This window comes from Methylococcus mesophilus (genome assembly GCF_026247885.1).
Taxonomy (GTDB): domain Bacteria; phylum Pseudomonadota; class Gammaproteobacteria; order Methylococcales; family Methylococcaceae; genus Methylococcus; species Methylococcus mesophilus.
On sequence record NZ_CP110921.1, the window covers coordinates 3,145,868 to 3,165,144 of the forward strand.

At 64.4% G+C, this 19,277-nt stretch carries 16 protein-coding genes; 14 read left to right on the forward strand and 2 right to left on the reverse strand.

All coding sequences use genetic code 11. The features are described from left to right. Positions 1-93: 93 nt before the first annotated feature. From OOT43_RS14945 to OOT43_RS14955, 3 genes are all read left to right on the forward strand, one after another. Complete coding sequence (locus tag OOT43_RS14945) at positions 94-522, forward strand: DUF1801 domain-containing protein (protein ID WP_266021356.1); 429 nt, start codon at positions 94-96, stop codon at positions 520-522. A 108-nt stretch (positions 523-630) separates the two neighbouring features. Beyond that, a complete protein-coding gene (locus OOT43_RS14950; protein ID WP_266021357.1) occupies positions 631-1,167 on the forward strand; it encodes an AAA family ATPase in 537 nt (178 codons plus the stop codon). Positions 1,168-1,336: 169 nt separating this feature from the next. Next, positions 1,337-2,338: an alpha/beta fold hydrolase gene (locus OOT43_RS14955; protein ID WP_266021358.1), complete on the forward strand. Its 1,002-nt coding sequence runs from the start codon at positions 1,337-1,339 to the stop codon at positions 2,336-2,338. Positions 2,339-2,701: 363 nt separating this feature from the next. On the opposite strand, the gene OOT43_RS14960 is transcribed toward OOT43_RS14955, so the two are convergent. Then, complete coding sequence (locus OOT43_RS14960; RefSeq protein ID WP_266021359.1) at positions 2,702-4,285, reverse strand: TolC family protein; 1,584 nt, start codon at positions 4,283-4,285, stop codon at positions 2,702-2,704. A 359-nt stretch (positions 4,286-4,644) separates the two neighbouring features. Continuing rightward, positions 4,645-5,205, reverse strand: coding sequence for a CDP-alcohol phosphatidyltransferase family protein (locus tag OOT43_RS14965; protein ID WP_266021360.1), 561 nt, complete (start codon positions 5,203-5,205; stop codon positions 4,645-4,647). Between the two features lie 183 nt (positions 5,206-5,388). Here OOT43_RS14965 and purM point away from each other — a divergent pair, with 183 nt between their 5' ends. The 11 genes from purM to pmbA all read left to right on the forward strand — a co-directional run bounded on the left by purM (position 5,389) and on the right by pmbA (position 19,164). Then, positions 5,389-6,426: a phosphoribosylformylglycinamidine cyclo-ligase gene (gene purM / locus OOT43_RS14970; protein WP_266021361.1), complete on the forward strand. Its 1,038-nt coding sequence runs from the start codon at positions 5,389-5,391 to the stop codon at positions 6,424-6,426. 28 nt (positions 6,427-6,454) lie between these two features. Then, positions 6,455-7,186 carry a glycosyltransferase family 2 protein gene (locus OOT43_RS14975; protein WP_449406840.1) on the forward strand — a complete coding sequence of 244 codons (732 nt, stop codon included), beginning with the start codon at positions 6,455-6,457 and terminating at the stop codon, positions 7,184-7,186. A gap of 14 nt (positions 7,187-7,200) precedes the next feature. Further along, positions 7,201-7,572: a cupin domain-containing protein gene (locus OOT43_RS14980; protein ID WP_266021363.1), complete on the forward strand. Its 372-nt coding sequence runs from the start codon at positions 7,201-7,203 to the stop codon at positions 7,570-7,572. Between the two features lie 75 nt (positions 7,573-7,647). Then, positions 7,648-8,745 carry a quinolinate synthase NadA gene (gene nadA / locus OOT43_RS14985; RefSeq protein ID WP_266021364.1) on the forward strand — a complete coding sequence of 366 codons (1,098 nt, stop codon included), beginning with the start codon at positions 7,648-7,650 and terminating at the stop codon, positions 8,743-8,745. Positions 8,746-8,754: 9 nt separating this feature from the next. Then, the gene (gene rlmH, locus OOT43_RS14990; RefSeq protein ID WP_266021365.1) at positions 8,755-9,222 is read left to right on the forward strand and encodes a 23S rRNA (pseudouridine(1915)-N(3))-methyltransferase RlmH; all 468 of its coding nucleotides are present in this window, start codon (positions 8,755-8,757) and stop codon (positions 9,220-9,222) included. Between the two features lie 4 nt (positions 9,223-9,226). Beyond that, entirely contained in the window at positions 9,227-9,835 is a 609-nt protein-coding gene (locus OOT43_RS14995) for a Maf family protein (protein WP_266021366.1), read from the forward strand. Then, entirely contained in the window at positions 9,832-11,286 is a 1,455-nt protein-coding gene (gene rng / locus OOT43_RS15000; protein WP_266021367.1) for a ribonuclease G, read from the forward strand. The genes OOT43_RS14995 and rng overlap by 4 nt, the downstream gene beginning before the upstream one ends. Positions 11,287-11,401: 115 nt before the next feature. Beyond that, complete coding sequence (locus tag OOT43_RS15005; protein WP_266021368.1) at positions 11,402-15,202, forward strand: YhdP family protein; 3,801 nt, start codon at positions 11,402-11,404, stop codon at positions 15,200-15,202. Between the two features lie 322 nt (positions 15,203-15,524). Further along, positions 15,525-16,346 carry a carbon-nitrogen hydrolase family protein gene (locus OOT43_RS15010; protein WP_266021369.1) on the forward strand — a complete coding sequence of 274 codons (822 nt, stop codon included), beginning with the start codon at positions 15,525-15,527 and terminating at the stop codon, positions 16,344-16,346. Positions 16,347-16,373: 27 nt separating this feature from the next. Next, positions 16,374-17,819 carry a metalloprotease TldD gene (tldD, locus tag OOT43_RS15015; RefSeq protein ID WP_266021370.1) on the forward strand — a complete coding sequence of 482 codons (1,446 nt, stop codon included), beginning with the start codon at positions 16,374-16,376 and terminating at the stop codon, positions 17,817-17,819. After that, positions 17,812-19,164 (forward strand): metalloprotease PmbA, encoded by a 1,353-nt coding sequence (gene pmbA, locus OOT43_RS15020; RefSeq protein ID WP_266021371.1) that lies wholly within the window; start codon positions 17,812-17,814, stop codon positions 19,162-19,164. Before tldD ends, pmbA begins: the two co-directional genes overlap by 8 nt. Positions 19,165-19,277 lie beyond the last annotated feature (113 nt).

Here is a 19,277-nt window from a genome sequence, read left to right on the forward strand (position 1 = left end):
CATGGCCTAACAATTAATTCAAGCCGACGCCGCTTCGCGGCGCGGCTTAATTCAAGCGTTGGGCGCTTCACTAATCTCCCCATGACGCGTGCTATGTCACTAGATGATCAGATCGATCGCTATCTCGAATCGATACCAGAGCCCAAGCAAACCGACATGCGGAGGCTCCATGGCACTATTTTGGAGATGAAACCAGATTTCAAACTTTGGTTTCTTGACGGCAAAGACCAAAGCGGCAAGGTTGTCTCCAACCCAAGCATTGGCTATGGCACGCTAAACAAAAATTACGCTGATGGGAAAACCAAAGAGTTTTATCAAACAGGTATTAGCGCGAACTCAACGGGTCTGTCGGTCTACATCATGGGGATAGGCGACAAAAAGTATTTGCAAGAAAAGTACGCGCCCACGATCGGAAAGGCAACCGTCACGGGCTACTGCATTAGGTTCAAGGCCCTCAAGGATATTGACTTGGAAAGTCTAAAGAAGGCAATCCAAGATGGTATTGAACAAACGCGCGCCTAACCGCTCGATCAACACGGACCGCCGAGAAGCTGCGCTTCTCGGCGCCCTACGCGGCTCCGCCGCTCCGGCGGCCGGTTACCTCATGCGTTAGGTATCAGAATTTGCATCATGAGCAGCCAACAATTTCATGTGATCACTGGAGCCTCGGGAGCCGGCAAGTCAACGCTCATAGCCGCGCTGAATGATCTTGGTTATTCCACTTTTCCGGAAGCTGCCCTTGCAATCATGCGCGAACAATTGAAATGCAACGGCACGACTCTTCCTTCTGGTGATCGCACAGTTTTTATGGAAGCGGTTCTCGCACGCAGCATCGAAGACTATGAAAAAGCCCAAATGCTCAAGGCGCCTGTGTTCTTTGACCGCGGCATCCCCGAATGGTCAAGGTTTCTAGGCTCTGGCAAGGGGCATTATCATGTGGCAGCTACTCAGTATCGCTATGCCAATACAGTTTTTGTGGCCGAGCCTTGGCTGGAGATTTATGTGTGCGATCACGAGCGCATACATACCTTCGAGCGGGCAGCCAAATCCTATGCGCCAACAATTTCCGCGTATGTCGAAGCGGGTTATGAAATATGTGTTATTCCCAAGGCGTCGGCTCAAGAGCGCGCGACATTCATTCTTGCGCAAGTGGGCGCTGGTGCCTAACATCACGCTCAACCCCGCTCCCTTCGGTCGCTGGACGCTGCGCGATAAAGCCGTGCAGCGCCGGTTAGCTTAAATGTTGGGCCATATCAATTCTTGCATTCATTAGGGGGAATTGGCGGTAGATATGCGTAATCTATTTCGTGTCCTAGGCCGATGGACATTACGCGGCATGAAAGCTGCGCTTGCATTATCAATCGTGCTGGCGCTGGTAGGTGCTATCTATCAGTATTTCGCAACAAAAGCCGACTTTGAAAAATACCATCCACCGGGTCGAATAGTCACCGTCGAAGGCCTTCAATTTCATATCTATTGCACGGGTGAAGGGCGGTTGACCATCCTGCTTGAAGGAGGTGCGGGTGCCTCATCGCTGGCTTGGGCGTGGATACAACCGGAACTGGCAAAAAGCTCACGCGTCTGTTCTTATGATCGGGCTGGGTACGCCTGGAGTTCTCCAACTGATCTACCCATGGATGCCATCAATACCAGCCAGCAACTCTACAAGTTATTGAAGAACGCAAATATTCCCGGGCCATACCTACTCGTCGGTCACTCGATCGGCGGCGCTTATGCCCGGATGTTTGCCGCGAATTATCCTCAAGAGGTGGCGGGATTGATTCTGGTCGATGCCACCAGCCCATCAGTCTTGGAAACCTATGCAGAAATTGATTTACCCAAGGTCGAAGACTGGACACCACCTACTGCAAGAGTGTTCCCTTATCTGGCTTCTGTCGGAGTAATGCGTGCTGTTGTTGGTTTAGGCCTTTTCAATATTGCGACGGGACTTCCTCCAGAGGAAGAAGCGATTGCTAAGGCTTGGATTTCTCGCCCCGACTATCTGGACACTGTTGTCCGGGAATATAGCTATTTACCTGATACGCTGAAACAAATCTACCCATTAAAATCGCTAAACGATCTTCCACTTAAAGTCATAGTGGCTGGACAGTTTGTCGGACTAGATGCAGAAACCGCATCGAAATTTGCCGAATGGCATTTGAGGCAGCAGCGCACCTGGCTGGAATTGTCGCGGAATAGCTCATTTCAGGTTATGACGGAAGCCAACCATATATCTCTTATGACCAATAAACTCCATGCTCATAAAGTTGCGGATTCCATTATAGAAATGGTCGAGGTCATCGGGAATCGTAAAGATGATCGGTTATCGGATCAGTGAAATGCCAAGCCGAACATTGAGCTCAAGCGGGACGATCGCTATCGCGCCTGCTCCTTCGCTCCGGAACGGCTTACCGCCGGCGTTAGCCATCATTTGATCACCGGGAGAGAAGTATGGACAAGCTGACACCGTCTCTCTCATCTTAGACAGACGCACTGAGGGAGACATACGCCGAGCTCAAATTGAGGTGCGCATATTCGATGACACGCGGCAGGCTCTCGAATGGGCTGGGGGCGAAGCCTCAGATGCAAACTGTACCGCCTCGGCTTTTCCGGAGACTCAGGCTTTTGATCGCCCGCGTAGATAGCCCGCGTTTGCGAAACTTGTCGTCCGCGATAAATGCGCTGTCCTGCGGCTTTGCCATTATCGGAGCACCTGCTTTCCGATGGCCGCGTTGAGGGCATAGAGCGAATGCCAGTAATTGGAGCGGCTGGCGATATGGAGTTTATAGGTGTCGCGGAAAGTGCGCTGGGAGTCGAGCACATCGATAAGCGGTCTTTCGTCGAATTCGAAGGCAAGACGGATTTTGTCGCGCACATGGCTCGCTGCCGTGGTCTGGCCGGGATCGTCCAGGATCAATGCGTCGTGAGCGGCCCGAAAGTTCTCCGCCGCTTGGACGATTTCTGCGCTCATGTTGACGAGTTGCATAGTCAGATTGTGCTCGGCTTGCGTTTTTTGAGAGCGGGCTTTGGCGATGTTGCCTTGGTTCCTGTCGAACAAGGGCAGGTTCATTTGCAGGATCACGTTCCACGATTCCGCGTTGGGCTGGTCCATCTCGTTCTGAAACTGCTTCGTATAGCCGAAGGCGGGCCTGACCATCGGATACGCGCGCCGCTCCTCCAGCTCGACGTTTGCCGCCGCCATGGCGATCTGGTGCTGCAGTGCGATGAGGTCCGGGCGGTTTTCTTCGGCGAGGGAAAAGGCGGTTTCGGCAGTCAATGGCGCGGCCGGTTTTGCGACGTCCAGGCTGCCTTGGAGTTTTAGCGGGATTCTTTTGGCATAGCCCAGGAACGAGCGCAGCTTGGCCTGGGTGGAAGCCAGTGCGGCTTGCTGAGCGCGCAGTTCCCGCGTGGCGGCGAAGACGTTCAGGCGGACGCGATCCAGTTCCATGGTCGGGATGTCGCCGTAGGCCACCCGCTTGGAGATGACATGTTCCAACTGGGTCAGATTTTTCAGGTCGATCTGCGCCAGTTCGAGCAGCGCCTCGGCCTCGAGGACGTTGTAATACGCCGCGATGGTTCCGCTGATGCGCTGGCGCAGCAGGTCGGAGAACCGGGCCGTGGAGACGTCCAGCCCCTTTTGGGCGGTGACGACCGCCGCAGCCCGTTTGCCGAAAATGAACCAGTCGATCGGAAAGGCGACGATGGCGTCGGTTTGGGTCGGGCCGCCCTGCTTCGTGGCGCGGAACGGCTGGCCCCACGGCATCATCAGCAGATCCGAGGTCAATTCCGGATTCGGCAGCAGGCCTGCGGTCACCAGATCCGCTTCCACCTGGCGGAGGTTTTCGTAACCGGCTTTGATTTCCGGATCGGCTTCGAGCGCCCGGGAGATTGCGCTGTCCAGGCTGAGTTCCAGGGTTTCTGTGTTCTTCTCGCCGCCGCCTGCCGTTGCAGGAGTCGGCGGCGTTGACGGCGCCCCTTCGGGGCCTGGAAAGTTGATTGCGGCGCCGGGCTCGCGCATGAATATGGGCAACGGGGCCGGTTTATAGTTCTGCTCCGTGCAGCCGAGCAGGGCTGCGCAGGCAAGAGACAGACACGCAAGAGCTGGGCTGCTCTTGACAGAGGTAATCGGTTTATCCATGGTTTGAATTGAAAATGAAGCGGTCGGTCTACTGTTGGGCGATTGCTCGGATGCGGCGGCGGGCCGGACTATACCGCACGTGTAGACCCGATTAGGGCAGCGTAATCGGACGAATTTTTGCCACCGATTTGCGGGGGCGATGCGCAATGTTTCGGCATGCTAGCTGCCTTGTTCGTCTACGCCGACAAAGGCAATGTCCCGGCCTATCTTGAATTCGGCGTCGTCTTGATGAGATCAAGGTTGCGGAATCAGAAGACGCATATTGAAACATCAGAGCCCGTCCTGCGGGGCTGTCTCAATCCTTGCCCGTGGTGATCGGCTGATCTGCTCGGTCTGATTCTCGGGCGCTGCCGCAGATCCGTGCTTAGGGAATGGGCTTTTCAAGCACACGCAGGACGATGGCCTTTCCGGCTAGTGCCTGGAAGGTGGGTTCCTGTCCGAGGAAGCCCGCGCGAAGCACCCGCCTTGCACATCCGGAAAACCGCCTTCTGCAAGGCCGGAAAACCTCATTCTCGCCCCTGCGCCGTCTCCAGCCGATAGTTCCGCCCCCAGACGTAGACGTAGATCGCTCCACTCGCGATCGTCGTGGCGAGGGTAGCGGCGAGGAGGGAGTCGAGCAGGAACGGGGGCAGTTCGGAGACGCCGCGGTTGAAGAGGATGGCGACGATGAACGCCAGTTGCAGCAGGGTGTTCAGCTTGCTGGCGAGGATGGGCTGGCCGTCGAAGGGGTGCAGCAGCAGGTAGTAGGCGATGGCGCCGGTGACGATCACGGCGTCGCGGAGGAGCACGGCGGCGGCCATCCAGACGGGGAGGAGGCCGAGCCAGGCGCCGGCGACGAAGCAGCAGACCAGGAGCAGTTTGTCCGCCAGCGGGTCCAGGTAGGAGCCGAGCCGGGTTTGCCAGCCGTAGTGCTTGGCGAGGAAGCCGTCGATCGCATCGGATAGGCCGGCAACCACGAACAGCGCCAGGGCGCCGGTGTAGCGCTCCGCCAGCATCAGGTGGACGACCGGGTAGACCAGGAATATCCGGAGGGTGCTGATGATGTTTGGGATGTGTTCTGGCCGCATGGTCGCACTCCTTACGGGACGTCGATAATCTCCGGATGGGGGGTGGCCGTCAAGCCTTGGGCGGCGGTAACGACGACGGGGCGATGGTGGTAAACTAACCTGTCAACTTTTCCAGAACGCGCGCCGTCTTGGCCAGGGGACGGCCGGCGGGCCGCGCGGCCCCATCTTCATGCAGGAGTTTCCTTGAACACCGAAAATCCTCCCTCTTTCGACTACAAGAGCGCCGGTGTCGACATCGCGGCCGGCAATGCCCTGGTGGAGCGCATCAAGCCGGCGGCGCGGAAGACGGTCCGGCCCGGCGTGCTGGCGGGGCTGGGGGGATTCGGTTCACTGTTCGAGCTGCCGGTGGATCGCTACCGTAGGCCGGTGCTGGTGGCGGGAACCGATGGGGTCGGCACCAAGCTCCGGCTGGCGATCGAGTCGGGCCGCCACGGCGGCGTCGGCATCGACCTGGTGGCGATGTGCGCCAACGACATCGTGGTGCAGGGCGCCGAGCCGCTGTTCTTCCTCGACTACTATGCGACCGGCAAGCTGGATGTGGACGTTGCGGCCTCCGTGATCGCCGGCATCGCCCAGGGCTGCGAGCGGGCCGGCTGTGCCCTGGTCGGCGGCGAAACGGCGGAGATGCCGGGCATGTACGCCGGCGGCGACTACGACCTGGCCGGCTTCTGCGTCGGCGTGGTGGAGAAGGATGCGATCATCGACGGCAGCCGGGTCAAGCCCGGCGACCGGCTGATCGGCCTGGCCTCATCGGGGCCGCATTCCAATGGCTATTCGCTCATCCGCAAGATCGTCGATCATTCCGGCCTGGGGCTGGATGCGCCGGTCGCCGGCCGCGCCCTGGGCGACTGGCTGCTCGAGCCGACCCGGATCTACGTCAAGCCGCTGCTCGAACTCCTGAAGTGCGTGGAGGTCCATGCCCTGGCTCACATCACCGGCGGCGGCATCACCGAGAACCTGCCGCGCGTGCTGCCCGCCGGAACCGCGGCCCGGATCGACACCGCCGCCTGGGCGATGCCTGAGGTTTTCCGATGGCTGCAGCAGCAGGGCGGAGTGGAGACTTCCGAGATGCTCAGGACGTTCAACTGCGGCGTCGGCATGATCGTTTGCGTGGCGGCGGAGGACGAAGCTCGCACCCTGGAGACCTTGCGCGGCCAGGGCGAGAGCGCGTTTCCCCTGGGCGAAATCGTCCCCGGCGAGCCCGCCGTCCATTACGTCTGAGCCCTTTTAAGCGTTCCTATTCCAAGGTATATCCATGCGCCTTTCGGTCGTCGTTCCCGTCCATAACGAAATAGACAATCTCGAATCCCTCATCGGCGAAATCACCCAGGCGCTGACTCCGCTGGGCGATTACGAAATCGTCTACGTCGACGACGGCAGCACCGATGGGACGCTGGAGAAGCTGCGCGCGCTGAAAGCCTCGGTGGCCGCGCTGCGCGTGCTCCGGCATGTCCGCTGCTGCGGGCAGAGCACGGCGCTGCGCACCGGCATCCTGGCGGCCCGGGGGGCGTGGATCGCCACCCTGGACGGCGACGGCCAGAACGACCCCGCGGACATCCCCCGCCTGCTCGATGCCCTGGACCAGCTCGGCGGGGAAACCGGCCGCGGGATGGTGGCCGGGTACCGGCGGAAGCGCAAGGACACCGGCTGGCGCCGGTTTTCCTCCCGCATCGCCAACGCCGTGCGCGGCGGCCTGCTGCGCGACAACACGCCGGACACCGGCTGCGGCCTCAAGGTGTTTTCCCGCGCTCTGTTCCTGGAGCTTCCCTATTTCGACCACATGCATCGCTTCCTGCCGGCGCTGACCCAGCGGGCCGGCGCGCCGGTCGTCTCGGTCGAGGTCAATCACCGGCCGCGCCTCTCCGGGGTGTCGAAATACGGCACCTGGCATCGCCTGTGGGTGGGCATCGTCGACTTGTTCGGGGTGATGTGGCTGCAGCGGCGCGCGCGCGTTCCGCAGGTCGAAGAGCAGGGCGCCTGATGCAGGAGGAGCGCATGAAATCACGCATTCGCGTGCTGCTTCCGTTGCTGGCTGCCGCCGGCCTGGGCGGCCAGGCCATTGCCGCGGAGCCGTCCTTCTCCCGCCAGGAGCTGCTCGAGAAAGGCTTCGAGCCGGGAACGCCGCGTATCGACGTACGGGTGGCTCGGGTGTCTCTGCCCGTGGGCTACAAGACGCCGTTGCACACCCACGAAGGGCCGGGGCCGCGCTACGTGGTCCGGGGGCGGGTGCGGGTCGAGGAAGGCGGCCAATTCAATACCTACGAACCGGGCCAAGTCTTCTGGGAGTCCGGGCAATGGATGAGCATCGAGAACGTCGGCGAGAACGAGGCGGAGATCATCCTCGTCGAGCTGGCGAAGCCGAAATAAGCCGCGCCGGCCCGCTTTGTCATAACATACCAGTCCACTTGGTTATTCCTTCCGCCAGACCGGCTGACGAAGTCCATGAGTGAAACCGCTTTATCCATACACGATTACGCGATGCTCGACGATGCCGAGTGCGAAACCCGCATCCGCGCGGCGCGGGCGGCGCTGGGCAAGCGCTGCGTGATCCTCGGCCATCATTACCAGCGCGACGAGGTGTTCCGGCACGCCGATTTCACCGGCGATTCGCTCAAGCTGTCCCGCCTGGCCTCGCAGTCGGACGCGGAATACATCGTCTTCTGCGGCGTGCATTTCATGGCGGAGGTGGCGGATATCCTGTCGCGGCCTGATCAGATCGCCATCCTGCCCGACCTGGCCGCCGGCTGCTCGATGGCGGACATGGCGAACCTGGTCGCCGTGGAGCGCTGCTGGCGCGAGCTGGCGACGGTGCTCGATCCCGAAAGCGAGGTGACACCGGTCACCTACATCAATTCGGCGGCCGACCTCAAGGCGTTCTGCGGGCGCCACGGCGGCATCGTCTGCACATCCAGCAATGCGCAGAAGATCCTGGAGTGGAGCTTCGCCCGGCGCGGGAAGATCCTGTTCTTCCCCGACCAGCACCTGGGCCGCAATACCGGCTACCGCATGGGGATCCCGCTGGAGGAGATGGTCACCTGGGATTTCGGCAAGCCCATGGGCGGCCTGACGGAGGACGAGATCCGGCGGGCGCGGATGATCCTCTGGGCCGGTTTCTGCTCGGTGCACCAGATGTTCCGCCCCGAGCACATCGACCGTTTCCTGGAGCAATATCCCGACACCCGGGTGATCGTGCACCCCGAGTGCAGCTTCGAGGTCTGCCAGAAGGCGCAGTACATCGGCTCCACCGAATACATCCTCAATACCGTCCGGGCGGCCGAGCCGAACACGCGCTGGCTGGTGGGCACGGAGCTTAACCTGGTCAACCGCTTGGCCCACGAGGTCCAGCCGCAGGGCAAATCGGTGCATTTCCTCTCGCCCACGGTGTGCATGTGCTCGACCATGTTCCGGACCGACCCGCAGCATCTGCTCTGGGTGCTGGAGAATCTGGTCGAAGGTCACGTGGTCAACCGGATCGAGGTCCCCGGCGCCATCGCCGCCGAGGCCCGCGAGGCATTGGAAAACATGCTGCAGGTGGCCTGACCCCGCCCGATGCAACTCAACCTGGTCTGCGTGGGCGAGCGCATGCCGTCCTGGGTCAACGAGGGGTACGAGGAATATGCCCGTCGCCTGCCGCGCGAATGCGCTCTGGTGCTGCGCGAGATCGCGCCGGGCCGGCGCACCCGCAATTGCGACACCCAGCGCATCGTTGCCGACGAAGGCCAGCGGATGCTGGCCGCGGTGGGCAGCAACGCCCATGTCGTCGCGCTGGACATGGGCGGCAAGGCATGGAGTACGCGCGAGCTGGCCGACGCCTTGGCGCGCTGGCTGCGCGGGGGGCGGGATATCGCCCTCCTGGTCGGCGGACCGGACGGCCTGTCGGAGGCCTGCCGGCAGCGCGCCGCGGAAAGCTGGAGCCTGTCCCGGCTGACCTTTCCGCATCCGCTGGTGCGGGTCATCGTGGCCGAGCAGCTGTACCGGGCCTGGAGCCTCCTCAACAACCATCCCTATCATCGCTGACCCTATGCAGGCCAAAGACCTCAAGCTGATCCTCGCTTCGACCTCGCCCAGGCGCCGCGAACTGCTGGGCCGCTTCGGCCTGCCGTTCGAAGTGCTCGCCGTCGAGGTCGAAGAACTGCCCCGGTCCGGGGAGGCCGCGGAGGACTACGTGCGCCGGGCGGCGTCCGACAAGTCCGCGCAAGGCCGGACGATGGCGCCGGACGATGCGGCGGTGCTGGCGGCGGACACCGAGGTGGTGCTCGACGGCCACATCTTCGGCAAGCCGCAGGGGCCGGAGCATGCCCGCGAGATGCTGGGCCGGCTGTCGGGCCGAACCCATGAGGTGCTCAGCGCGGTTTCCCTGCGCCGGGGCGACCGCCACTGGGAGGCGCTGAGCGTCAGCCGGGTGCGGTTCCGCGACATCGCCCTGGAGGAGATCGACGCCTACTGGGCCAGCGGCGAACCGGCGGACAAGGCGGGCGCCTATGCCATCCAGGGCCGCGGCGAACTGTTCGTGGCCGAGCTTCGCGGCAGCTTTTCGGGCGTCATGGGCCTGCCGCTGCTGGAAACGGCCCGCCTACTGGAACATCTGGGGCTGGGGACCGGGCGCCTGCTGGCCGGAGCCCCGCCATGAGCGACGAGATACTGATCAACATCACCCCGCCGGAAACCCGCGTCGCCCTCGTCGAAAACGGGGTGGTTCAGGAAGTGCTGATCGAGCGGACCCGCCGCCGTGGCCTGGTCGGCAACATCTACAAGGGCAAGATCTGCCGGGTGCTGCCCGGCATGCAGGCGGTGTTCGTCGACATCGGCCTGGAACGGGCGGCCTTTTTGCACATCTCCGACCTGAGCGCGGTGGAGCGCGAAAAAGCCGGCACCGACAAGATTGAGGCCATCTTCAAGGACGGCCAGGAGATCGCCGTGCAGGTCGTCAAGGACCCCCTCGGCACCAAGGGCGCGCGCCTCAGCACCGAGATTTCGGTGCCGTCGGTCTACGAAGTCTACATGCCGTTCGCCAAGACTTCGGGCGTGTCGCAGCGGATCGAGTGCGAGGCCGAAAGAATACGCCTCCGCGCCTGCGTGGAAGCCTTCCAGCGCGAGCACGGCACCGGCGGCTTCATCGCCCGGACTTCGGCGGAGGGCGTGGACGAGGCCATGCTGCGGGCGGACATGCTGTTCCTGCTCAAGCTCTGGAACTCCATCGCCCAGCGGATCAAGACCGCACGGGTCAAGATGCTGCTGCACGAGGACCTGCCCCTGAGCATGCGCGTGCTGCGCGACCTGCGCCGCACCCGGGTGGACAAGATCCGGGTGGATTCGCGGGAAACCCATGCGCGGCTGACGAAGTTCGCCCGTGAGTTCGTACCCGAGATTGCTCCGATGATCGAGCATTACGCCGGCGAGCGGCCGCTGTTCGACCTCTATGGCGTAGAGGAGGAAATCCAGAAGGCGCTGGAGCGGCGGGTGACGCTCAAGTCCGGCGGCTACCTGATCTTCGACCAGACCGAGGCGATGACCACGGTCGACGTCAACACCGGCGCCTTCGTCGGCGGGCGCAATCTCGAGGAAACCATCTTCAAGACCAACCTCGAAGCGGCCCAGGCCATCGCCCGCCAACTCCGGCTGAGGAACCTGGGCGGCATCATCATCATCGACTTCATCGACATGCGGGACGAGGAGCACAAGATCCAGGTCCTGCAGGCCCTGACCCGGCACCTCGAGCGCGATCCCGCCAAGAACACCATCAGCGAGGTGTCGCCGCTGGGGCTGGTGGAGATGACCCGCAAACGCACCCGCGAAAGCCTGGAGCACGTGCTGTGCGAGCCTTGCCCCGCCTGCGGCGGGCGCGGCGTGCTGAAGACGGCGGAAACGACCTGCCTGGACATTTTTCGCGAGATCATCCGCGAGGTGCGCCAGTACCAGGTCCAGGAACTGCTTGTGCTGGCGTCCAACGAGGTGGTGGAGCGGCTGCTGGACGAGGAGGCGGACACGTTGTCCGAACTCGAATCCTTCATCGGCGTCCCGATCAAGTTCCGCGCCGAGTCGCAGTACAACCAGGAACAGTACGATGTCGTGATTCTCTAGATAAGCGCTTCCCGCGATCCGCCGGCGTTTTGCGGGCAACCGGCCGGCGTGGGAGAATCCGCCGACGCCTTCGGGCGAGGTTCCCTGTCGATATTTCCATGCGGCTACCGGTCTTTTGAAAAGAATCCTTCGCGTTTCCGCCCGCGCGGTCCGTTACGGAGCGCTCGCCGCGCTGCTCGGGCTCGCTGCCGGGTCCGCGGCGTTCCGGCTGTGGCTGATACCCGGAATCGACGAGTTCAAGGGGCAGTTGGAACGGCGGATAGGCCAGCTCGGAGGCGAAAACATCCGGATCGGCCATATTTCGGCCACGATGTGGACCGGGACGCTGGAACTGGTGTTGCGGGAGGTCTCCGTCCTCGACGACGCGGGCGCCGAAGCCCTCCGTTTCGCCGAGATACGGTTCGGTATAGCGGCCATGGCCTCGCTGATGGCGCGCGACCTGCGGGTGGCCTGGCTGGAACTGCGCGGCACCCCGCTTTCCCTGCGTCGCCTCGCCGACGGCAGCTTCGGGATCGTCGGCCTGCATGCGATCGAGACGATTCCGGCCTGGCTTCGCGCCCTGGGTTCTTTCCGGATCAGCGACTGCCGGATCGATTGGCAGGATATCCAGCAAGGCGGCGCCAGGCTCGAACTGGGCGACGTCGATCTGCTGCTGGTCAGCCGCGGCGACCGCCACCGCCTGAGCGTGAGCCTGGACCCGCCGGCGGCGCTGGCGGATACCGTGCGGGTCGGTTTCGATCTGCGCGGGGACTTGTTCGAATCCAGCACACTCTCGGGCCGGCTCTATGCCGATGCCGAGGATCTGGCTCGGACCGCCCTGGACGACGAATTGCCGGCGGGTTTCCGTCTGGGGTCCGGCCTGGCCGACGTGCGGGTCTGGGCAGAGCTGTCCGCAGGCCGCATCGAGTCGCTTGCGGTGCGCTTCGGCGGCCGCAATGTTCGCATCGAGCATTTGCCGGGCGAGAACGGGAACGCGCCGGGACTCGCGCTGGCCGCCATTGCGGGTGACGTATTCTGGCACCGCGAAGCGAATGGCTGGCGGATGAACGCACAGCGGCTGAAAGTGGTGTCTGCGGGGCACGAATGGCCGCTGTCCCGGCTGGCCCTCGCGGTGAGCCGTGGCTCGGGCGGCGCCGTCGAATCGGCGTTTGCTGCCGCCGACACTGTGGCCCTCGACGACCTCAAGCCGATGTGGCCCATGCTCGGCTTGCCCGGTTCCGCGCCGTCGGGCACGGTCGATGCGCTGCGTTTCGGCTACGAGAACGCAGGCCACCAGCGCTTCGGCCTCTGTGCGCGCTTCGGCGGCGTCTCGTTCCCGGCCCGCGATGGTCTGCCCGGCGCAGCCGGCCTCGGCGGCCGCATCTGCGGCAGCGACGAGCGGGGCGCGGCGGTGATCGGGATGCAGGATGGCGTGCTGGACCTGGCCGGGATGCTGGCCGAGCCTCTTCTGGTGAAGCGGGCAGGCATGCATCTGGGCTGGCAGCGAACCGGCGGAGGCTGGGCGGTACGCACCGACCGGGCAAGCCTGGAAACCGGCGACTGGTCCCTGTCCGCGTCGTTCGGCGTCAGCCGGGATGCGGGCCAGGGGCTTCGGCTCGATCTGCGGGCGGAGACCGGGGCGGCGGAAGTGTCCCGGTTCCAGCGCTATTTCCCGGCCAAGGCCTTTCCTCTGCTGGGCCACTGGCTCGGCGAGAGTCTGGAGCATGGCCGGCTGGACGGCGCCCGCCTCCGTTTCGAGGGGCCGCTGGCGGCGTTTCCGTTTCGCAAGGGCGAGGGGATATTTCAGGCCGACATCGGGTTTTCCGGCGTGCGCCTGCGCTACGATCCGGAGTGGCCCCCCTTGGAGGATGCCGCCGGGACGGTCCGTTTCTCCGGGCCGGGAATGGAGATCGAGGCGGCCGCTGCCCGCCTGGCCGGCGGCGAGATACGCGGCGCCAAGGCCGGGATCGCCGATTTGGCGAAGGGCGCGGTCATCGGTATCGAAGGTCGGGTGTCGGCGACTTTGGCGCAGTGCCTCGAGTTTTTCCGGACGACCCCGCTTCGGTCCGTGGCCGGTAAGGTGGATGCGGTGATGACGGCCGAGGGGGATGCCTTGCTCGATCTGGCCATGAAAGTGCCGCTGGAGAGCAGGGCGCCGCCGTTCAGGCTGAACGGCACCGCTCGGCTGAGCCGGACCCGTATCGAGATCGCCGGGCTCGATGAGCGGGTCGAGGATGCCAAAGGCGAACTGGGATTCTCCGAGGATGGGCTGGCATCGGGCCGGCTGCAGGGAACCTGGCTGCGCCAGGCCGTGTCCGCACGGGCCCGGCGCAATGGCGATACGCTGGACGTCGATGTCAGCGGCCAGTTTCCGGTGGCAGCGCTCAAGGACAGGTTTCCGAACCCCGCCTGGCGCTATCTGGCGGGGGCAGTTCCTCTGACCGTGAATGTCAAACTGCCCACCGGCACTGAGCAAACCGAGGGCGTGCCGCTGACCCTGAGTTCGGACCTCGTCGGCACGAAGGTGGTCTTGCCGGCGCCCTTGGGCAAGGCCCAGGGCGAGCGGCGGACGGTCCGCCTCGACACCCGTCTGGGGGGCGCTGCCATGCGCGCCGACCTGAGCTATGGCGCGGACGCAGCGGCGCGTTTCGACCTCGCGGGCGTCGATTACCGCCTGAAAGGCGTGCAGCTCGCGGTCGGAACCGGGCTGCCGAAGAGCGCAGAGGGTTCCGGATTGCGCGTTCTGGTCCGGTCGCCGAGCCTGGATCTGGCACCCTGGGCCGACGTCTTCGCCGTTGCCGCCGGCGGCGGACGCGAAGGTATCGGAATGGACGTCAAAGCGCTGGACGTGCAGGTGGGACAGGTACTGTGGGAAGGCAAGGCGAAAGGCCCCGTGGCGGTGCAGGCGGTCTCGCGCACGGGCGGCTTCCGGGGCGTGATCGATTCGGACTACGTGAAGGGTGGATTCGACGCGGACATGGCCGGCGGGCGGTTATCCAACGTCAAGGCCGACCTCGATTTCGTCAAACTGTCCCGGCTGGACGAGAAAGCGGTCGCTTCGACCGATTCCTGGCTGGACACCCTGCATCCGGGCAGCGTACCGTCGCTGAGCCTGGTCGGCCGCCATGTGCTCTGGCACGGGTTCGACGTCGGTCGGCTGCAGGTCGAGGTGGACAGCCAGGCGCGCGGCATTACCCTGCGTTCGGCCAGCTTGCGTTCCGACAATCACGAACTTGCCGTCGAGCGGGGCGAATGGACGCGCCAGGGCGGCACCGACAGGACCCGCATCAGCGGCAGGCTCAAGGTGAAGAATTCGGGCATGCTGGCGGCGGTGCTGGGCTACCCGGAAGTCGTCCGGGATACGCCGGCGGACGTGAACTACGCGCTGAACTGGGCGGAGACGCCGTTCGGGGTCTCGTCCGCCAATCTCGCGGGCACGGTCGACCTGAAGCTGGGTAAGGGGGCGTTGCTGAAGGTGGATGTCGGGATCGGCCGGTTCCTCGGCCTGTTCAACGTCGATGCCTTGTGGCGGCGCCTCAGTCTGGACTTCTCCGACCTGTTCGGCGCCGGCATGGCCTACGACGGCATCGCCGGCAAGCTGGACATCGCCGACGGGCGGGCCGAGACCAAGGGTTTCGTGGTCGACGGCGTGGCGGCGAAGATCGTCATCAACGGCGGCGTGAAGCTGGCGACTCGTGAGGTCGACCAGGTCGTGACGGTGATACCCAACACCAGCCTTGCCCTGCCCGTGGCCGGTGTGCTCATGGGCGGTCCGCTCGGGCCGGCGGTGGGGGCTGCGGTGGGGGCCGGCGTGTTCGTCGCCGATAAGATGATGGACGGACAAGTGGAGCGGCTGACCCAGACGCGCTATCTGGTCAAGGGCAGCCTGGACAATCCGGTCATCACGAAGGCGTCGGGCGATACGCCGCAGGAATGACGCCGGGACGGCAAAGAATCGATTGAATTATTATCCTCGGAAAACCGCAGGGCTGAGCCGGGAGCTCTCGAACTTTGACAACTCCCGGCGTGGGGTTTTGTCCCATTTTGGTTGGCCGTCATGCCGGCACGGCTTGCCGGACCCATCCGCCGGGAGCGGATTTGCATATACCCGACGGGCGGCAGGCAGGATGGCCTGCCATGAGGCCGTGCCGGGGCGATGGCCTGGCGTTTGCTTGGCGGCAGTCAGGCCCGTTTGAGGGGCCAGCCGTCGAAAGCCACCTGCGTTGCTGGTGGATCGTTACTGGTAGAGAGATTAAGGAATGAAGAAAATGATTTGTGCAGCGGTTCAAATGGCTTCCGGACCGGCGGTCGGGGCGAATCTGCTGGAGGCCGGCCGTCTGGTCAAGCAGGCCGCGGCCGCCGGCGCCAAGCTGGTGGTCCTGCCGGAAAATTTCGCGATCATGGGCATGACGGAAACCGACAAGCTCGGCGTGGCGGAAACCGATGGCAGCGGGCCGATCCAGGAATTTCTCGCGGGTGCGGCCGAGCGCCACAAGGTTTGGCTGGTCGGCGGGACGATGCCGATGAGTGCGGGGGACGGCCGGGTGCGGGCATCGTGTCTGGTCTATGACGACCACGGGCGCCGGGTCGGCCGCTACGACAAGATCCATCTGTTCGATGTCGTGGTGCCGGGCACCGAGGAGACCTACCGCGAATCCCTGACCATCGAACCCGGCACCGAGCCGTTGGTGCTGGATTCGCCGTTCGGCGCGCTGGGTGTCGCCATCTGCTACGATTTGCGGTTTCCCGAGCTGTTCCGCCGCATGGCGCAGAAGGGGCTGGACCTGCTCGCTGTGCCGGCGGCGTTCACCGCGCGCACCGGTGCGGCGCACTGGGAGATCCTGGTCCGGGCGAGGGCGGTGGAGAATCTCTGCTATACCGTGGCGTCCAACCAGGGCGGCTTCCATCTGAACGGGCGCGAGACCTTCGGTCACAGCATGGTGGTCGATCCTTGGGGCAAGGTGCTGGCGTCGCTGCCCACGGGCGCCGGCATCGTCTGCGCCGAAATCGACCGCGAGCGGTTGGCCCAGGTGCGCGCCTCCTTCCCGGTGCTCGAACACCGGCGCTTGCATTGCGCCTGAGCGCCCATAGCAACGATTTGAGTAATCATGGCAAATGAAATCGTAGCGATCGCCGAACGAGCGATCCTGGAACCCTGCGGCCTGATCCCGCAGGATATCGAAAAGGTCCTCGCCCGGATGGCGGGCGAGGCGGTGGACGATGCCGACGTCTATCTCCAGTCCAGCCATTACGAGTCCTGGTCGCTGGAAGACGGCATCGTCAAGGAGGGTTCCTACGGCATCGAACAGGGCGCCGGACTGCGCGCGGTGTCGGGCGAGAAGACCGGCTTCGCCTACAGCGACGAACTGGCGCTGCCGGTGCTGCTGGAGGCGGCGCACAATGCAGGCAGCATCGCCCGCGGCGGCCATGCCGCCCGCATCGCCGTTCCCGGCGGCCAGGACGCGCCACGGCTGTATGCCCCGGTCGATCCGCTGGGCTCCCTGTCCGCCGAAGCCAAGATCGACCTGCTGCGCAGCCTCGACGCCGAAGCCCGCCGCGCCGATCCCCGCGTCGAGCAAGTGTTCGTCAGCCTCTCCGGCGGCTATTCCTCGGTGCTGATCTTCGGCTTGGACGGTACGATGCACGGCGACGTGCGGCCGATGGTGCGGCTCAACGTCAGCGTCATCGTCGAAAGCGACGGCCGGCGCGAACAGGGCAGCGCCGGTGGCGGCGGACGTACCGACTACGGTTTCTTCTTCGAACAGGACCGGGCGCTGGGCTATGCGCGCGAAGCGGTGCGCCAGGCCTTGGTCAACCTGGAGGCCGGCGACGCCCCGGCCGGCACCATGACCGTGGTGTTGGGCCCCGGCTGGCCCGGCATCCTGCTGCACGAGGCGATCGGCCACGGCCTGGAAGGCGATTTCAACCGCAAGGGCACGTCCGCCTTCAGCGGCCGGGTCGGCGAGCGGGTGGCCTCGCCCCTGTGCACGGTGGTGGACGACGGCACCCTGGCGAACCGCCGCGGCTCATTGAACATCGACGACGAAGGCACCCCCACCCGCCAGACCGTGCTGATCGAAAACGGCATCCTCAAGGGCTACATGCAGGACAAGCTCAACGCCCGCCTGATGGGCGTGGCGCCCACCGGCAACGGCCGCCGCGAATCCTACCAGTGCCTGCCCATGCCGCGCATGACCAACACCTACATGCTGCCGGGCGAGCACGCGCCGGAGGAAATCATCGCCTCCGTGTCCAAGGGCCTGTATGCCCGCAATTTCGGCGGCGGCCAGGTCGACATCACCTCCGGCAAGTTCGTGTTCTCCGCCAGCGAGGCCTATCTGATCGAGGACGGCCGCATCACCCGCCCGGTGCGCGGCGCCACTCTGATCGGCAACGGGCCGGACGTACTGACGCGGGTCAGCATGGTCGGCAACGACCTGGAACTCGACCCGGGCGTGGGAACCTGCGGCAAGGACGGGCAGAGCGTGCCCGTGGGGGTCGGCCAGCCGACCCTGAAGATCGACGGATTGACGGTGGGAGGCACCAGTGTCTGAGACGAATACCAACAGCGGGCAGCGCGCGAAACTCGAATCGCTCGAGGGCCTGACCCGGTTCTGCCTGGACCAGGCGGTGAAACAGGGCGCGAGTGCGGCTGAAGTCGGCTGCAGCGCCGACCAGGGCCTCTCGCTCACCGTCCGGCTGGGCGAAGTGGAAACCATCGAGCACCATCGCAGCCAGGGCCTCGGGATCACGGTCTATTACGGACTGCGCAAGGGCTCGGCCAGCACCACGGACCTCAGCGAGCATGCCCTGGCCGAAACCGTAGGCGCGGCCTGCCGCATCGCCCGCTACGGCGCGGAAGACCCCTGTGCCGGCCTGCCCGAAGCGGAGCTGCTGGCCAAGGACATTCCGGAACTCGACCTCTACCATCCGTGGGCGCTGGACGCGGACCAAGGCATCGAACTGGCCCTGGCCTGCGAAACCGCGGCGCGCGGCTATTCCGATGCCATCACCAATTCGGAAGGGGCCAGCCTCAACGCCTTCGAAGGCGTGCGGGTACTGGGCAACAGCTTGGGCTTCCTGCACGGCTACGCCAGCAGCCGCCACAGCCTGTCGTGTTCCGTGATCGGCGAGAGCGAGGGCGGCATGCAGCGCGACGACTGGTGGACCGTGGCGCGCAATCCGGCCGAACTGGAAGCCGCCGAGGCGGTAGGGCGCAAGGCCGCCGAGCGCACCGTGCGCCGCCTCGGCGCGCAGGGCCTGTCGACCCGGCAATGCCCGGTACTGTTCGCCGCCGACGTGGCTTCCAGCCTGCTCGGCCATCTGATCGCGGCGATCCGCGGCGGCAATCTCTACCGCAAGTCCTCGTTCCTGCTCGATGCTCTGGGCCAGCGCATCTTCCCCGAGTTCGTCCACATCCACGAACTGCCGCACCTGCCTCGCGGGCTCGGCAGTGCGCCGTACGATGCCGAAGGCGTGGCGACGCGGGCGCGGGACCTGGTCCGGAACGGCGTGCTCGAATCCTATGTGCTGAGCACCTATTCCGCCCGCAAGTTGGGGATGCAAACGACCGGCAATGCCGGCGGCGTCCACAACCTGATCCTCGACCCGGGCAATGAGGATTTCGATGCCCTGGTGCGGCGGATGGGCACCGGGCTGATCGTCACCGAACTGCTGGGACAGGGCGTCAACATCGTCACCGGCGACTACTCGCGTGGCGCGGCGGGCTACTGGGTCGAGAACGGCGAAATCCGGTTCCCGGTCGAGGAAATCACGATCGCCGGCAATCTCAGAGACATATTCGGCCACGTCGCCGCCATCGGCAACGACGTCGACCTGCGGGGCAACGTCCGCACCGGATCGATACTGATCGAATCCATGACGGTAGCGGGGAATTGACAGGCCGCACGCCGGGTTTGCGAGTCATGCGTCTCATCGCCGGCGGACCTTCGCCCAGCGCATCGTCATGACGAAATCCGGGTGCAACGGGTCTTCGGCCTGCTAAGGATATT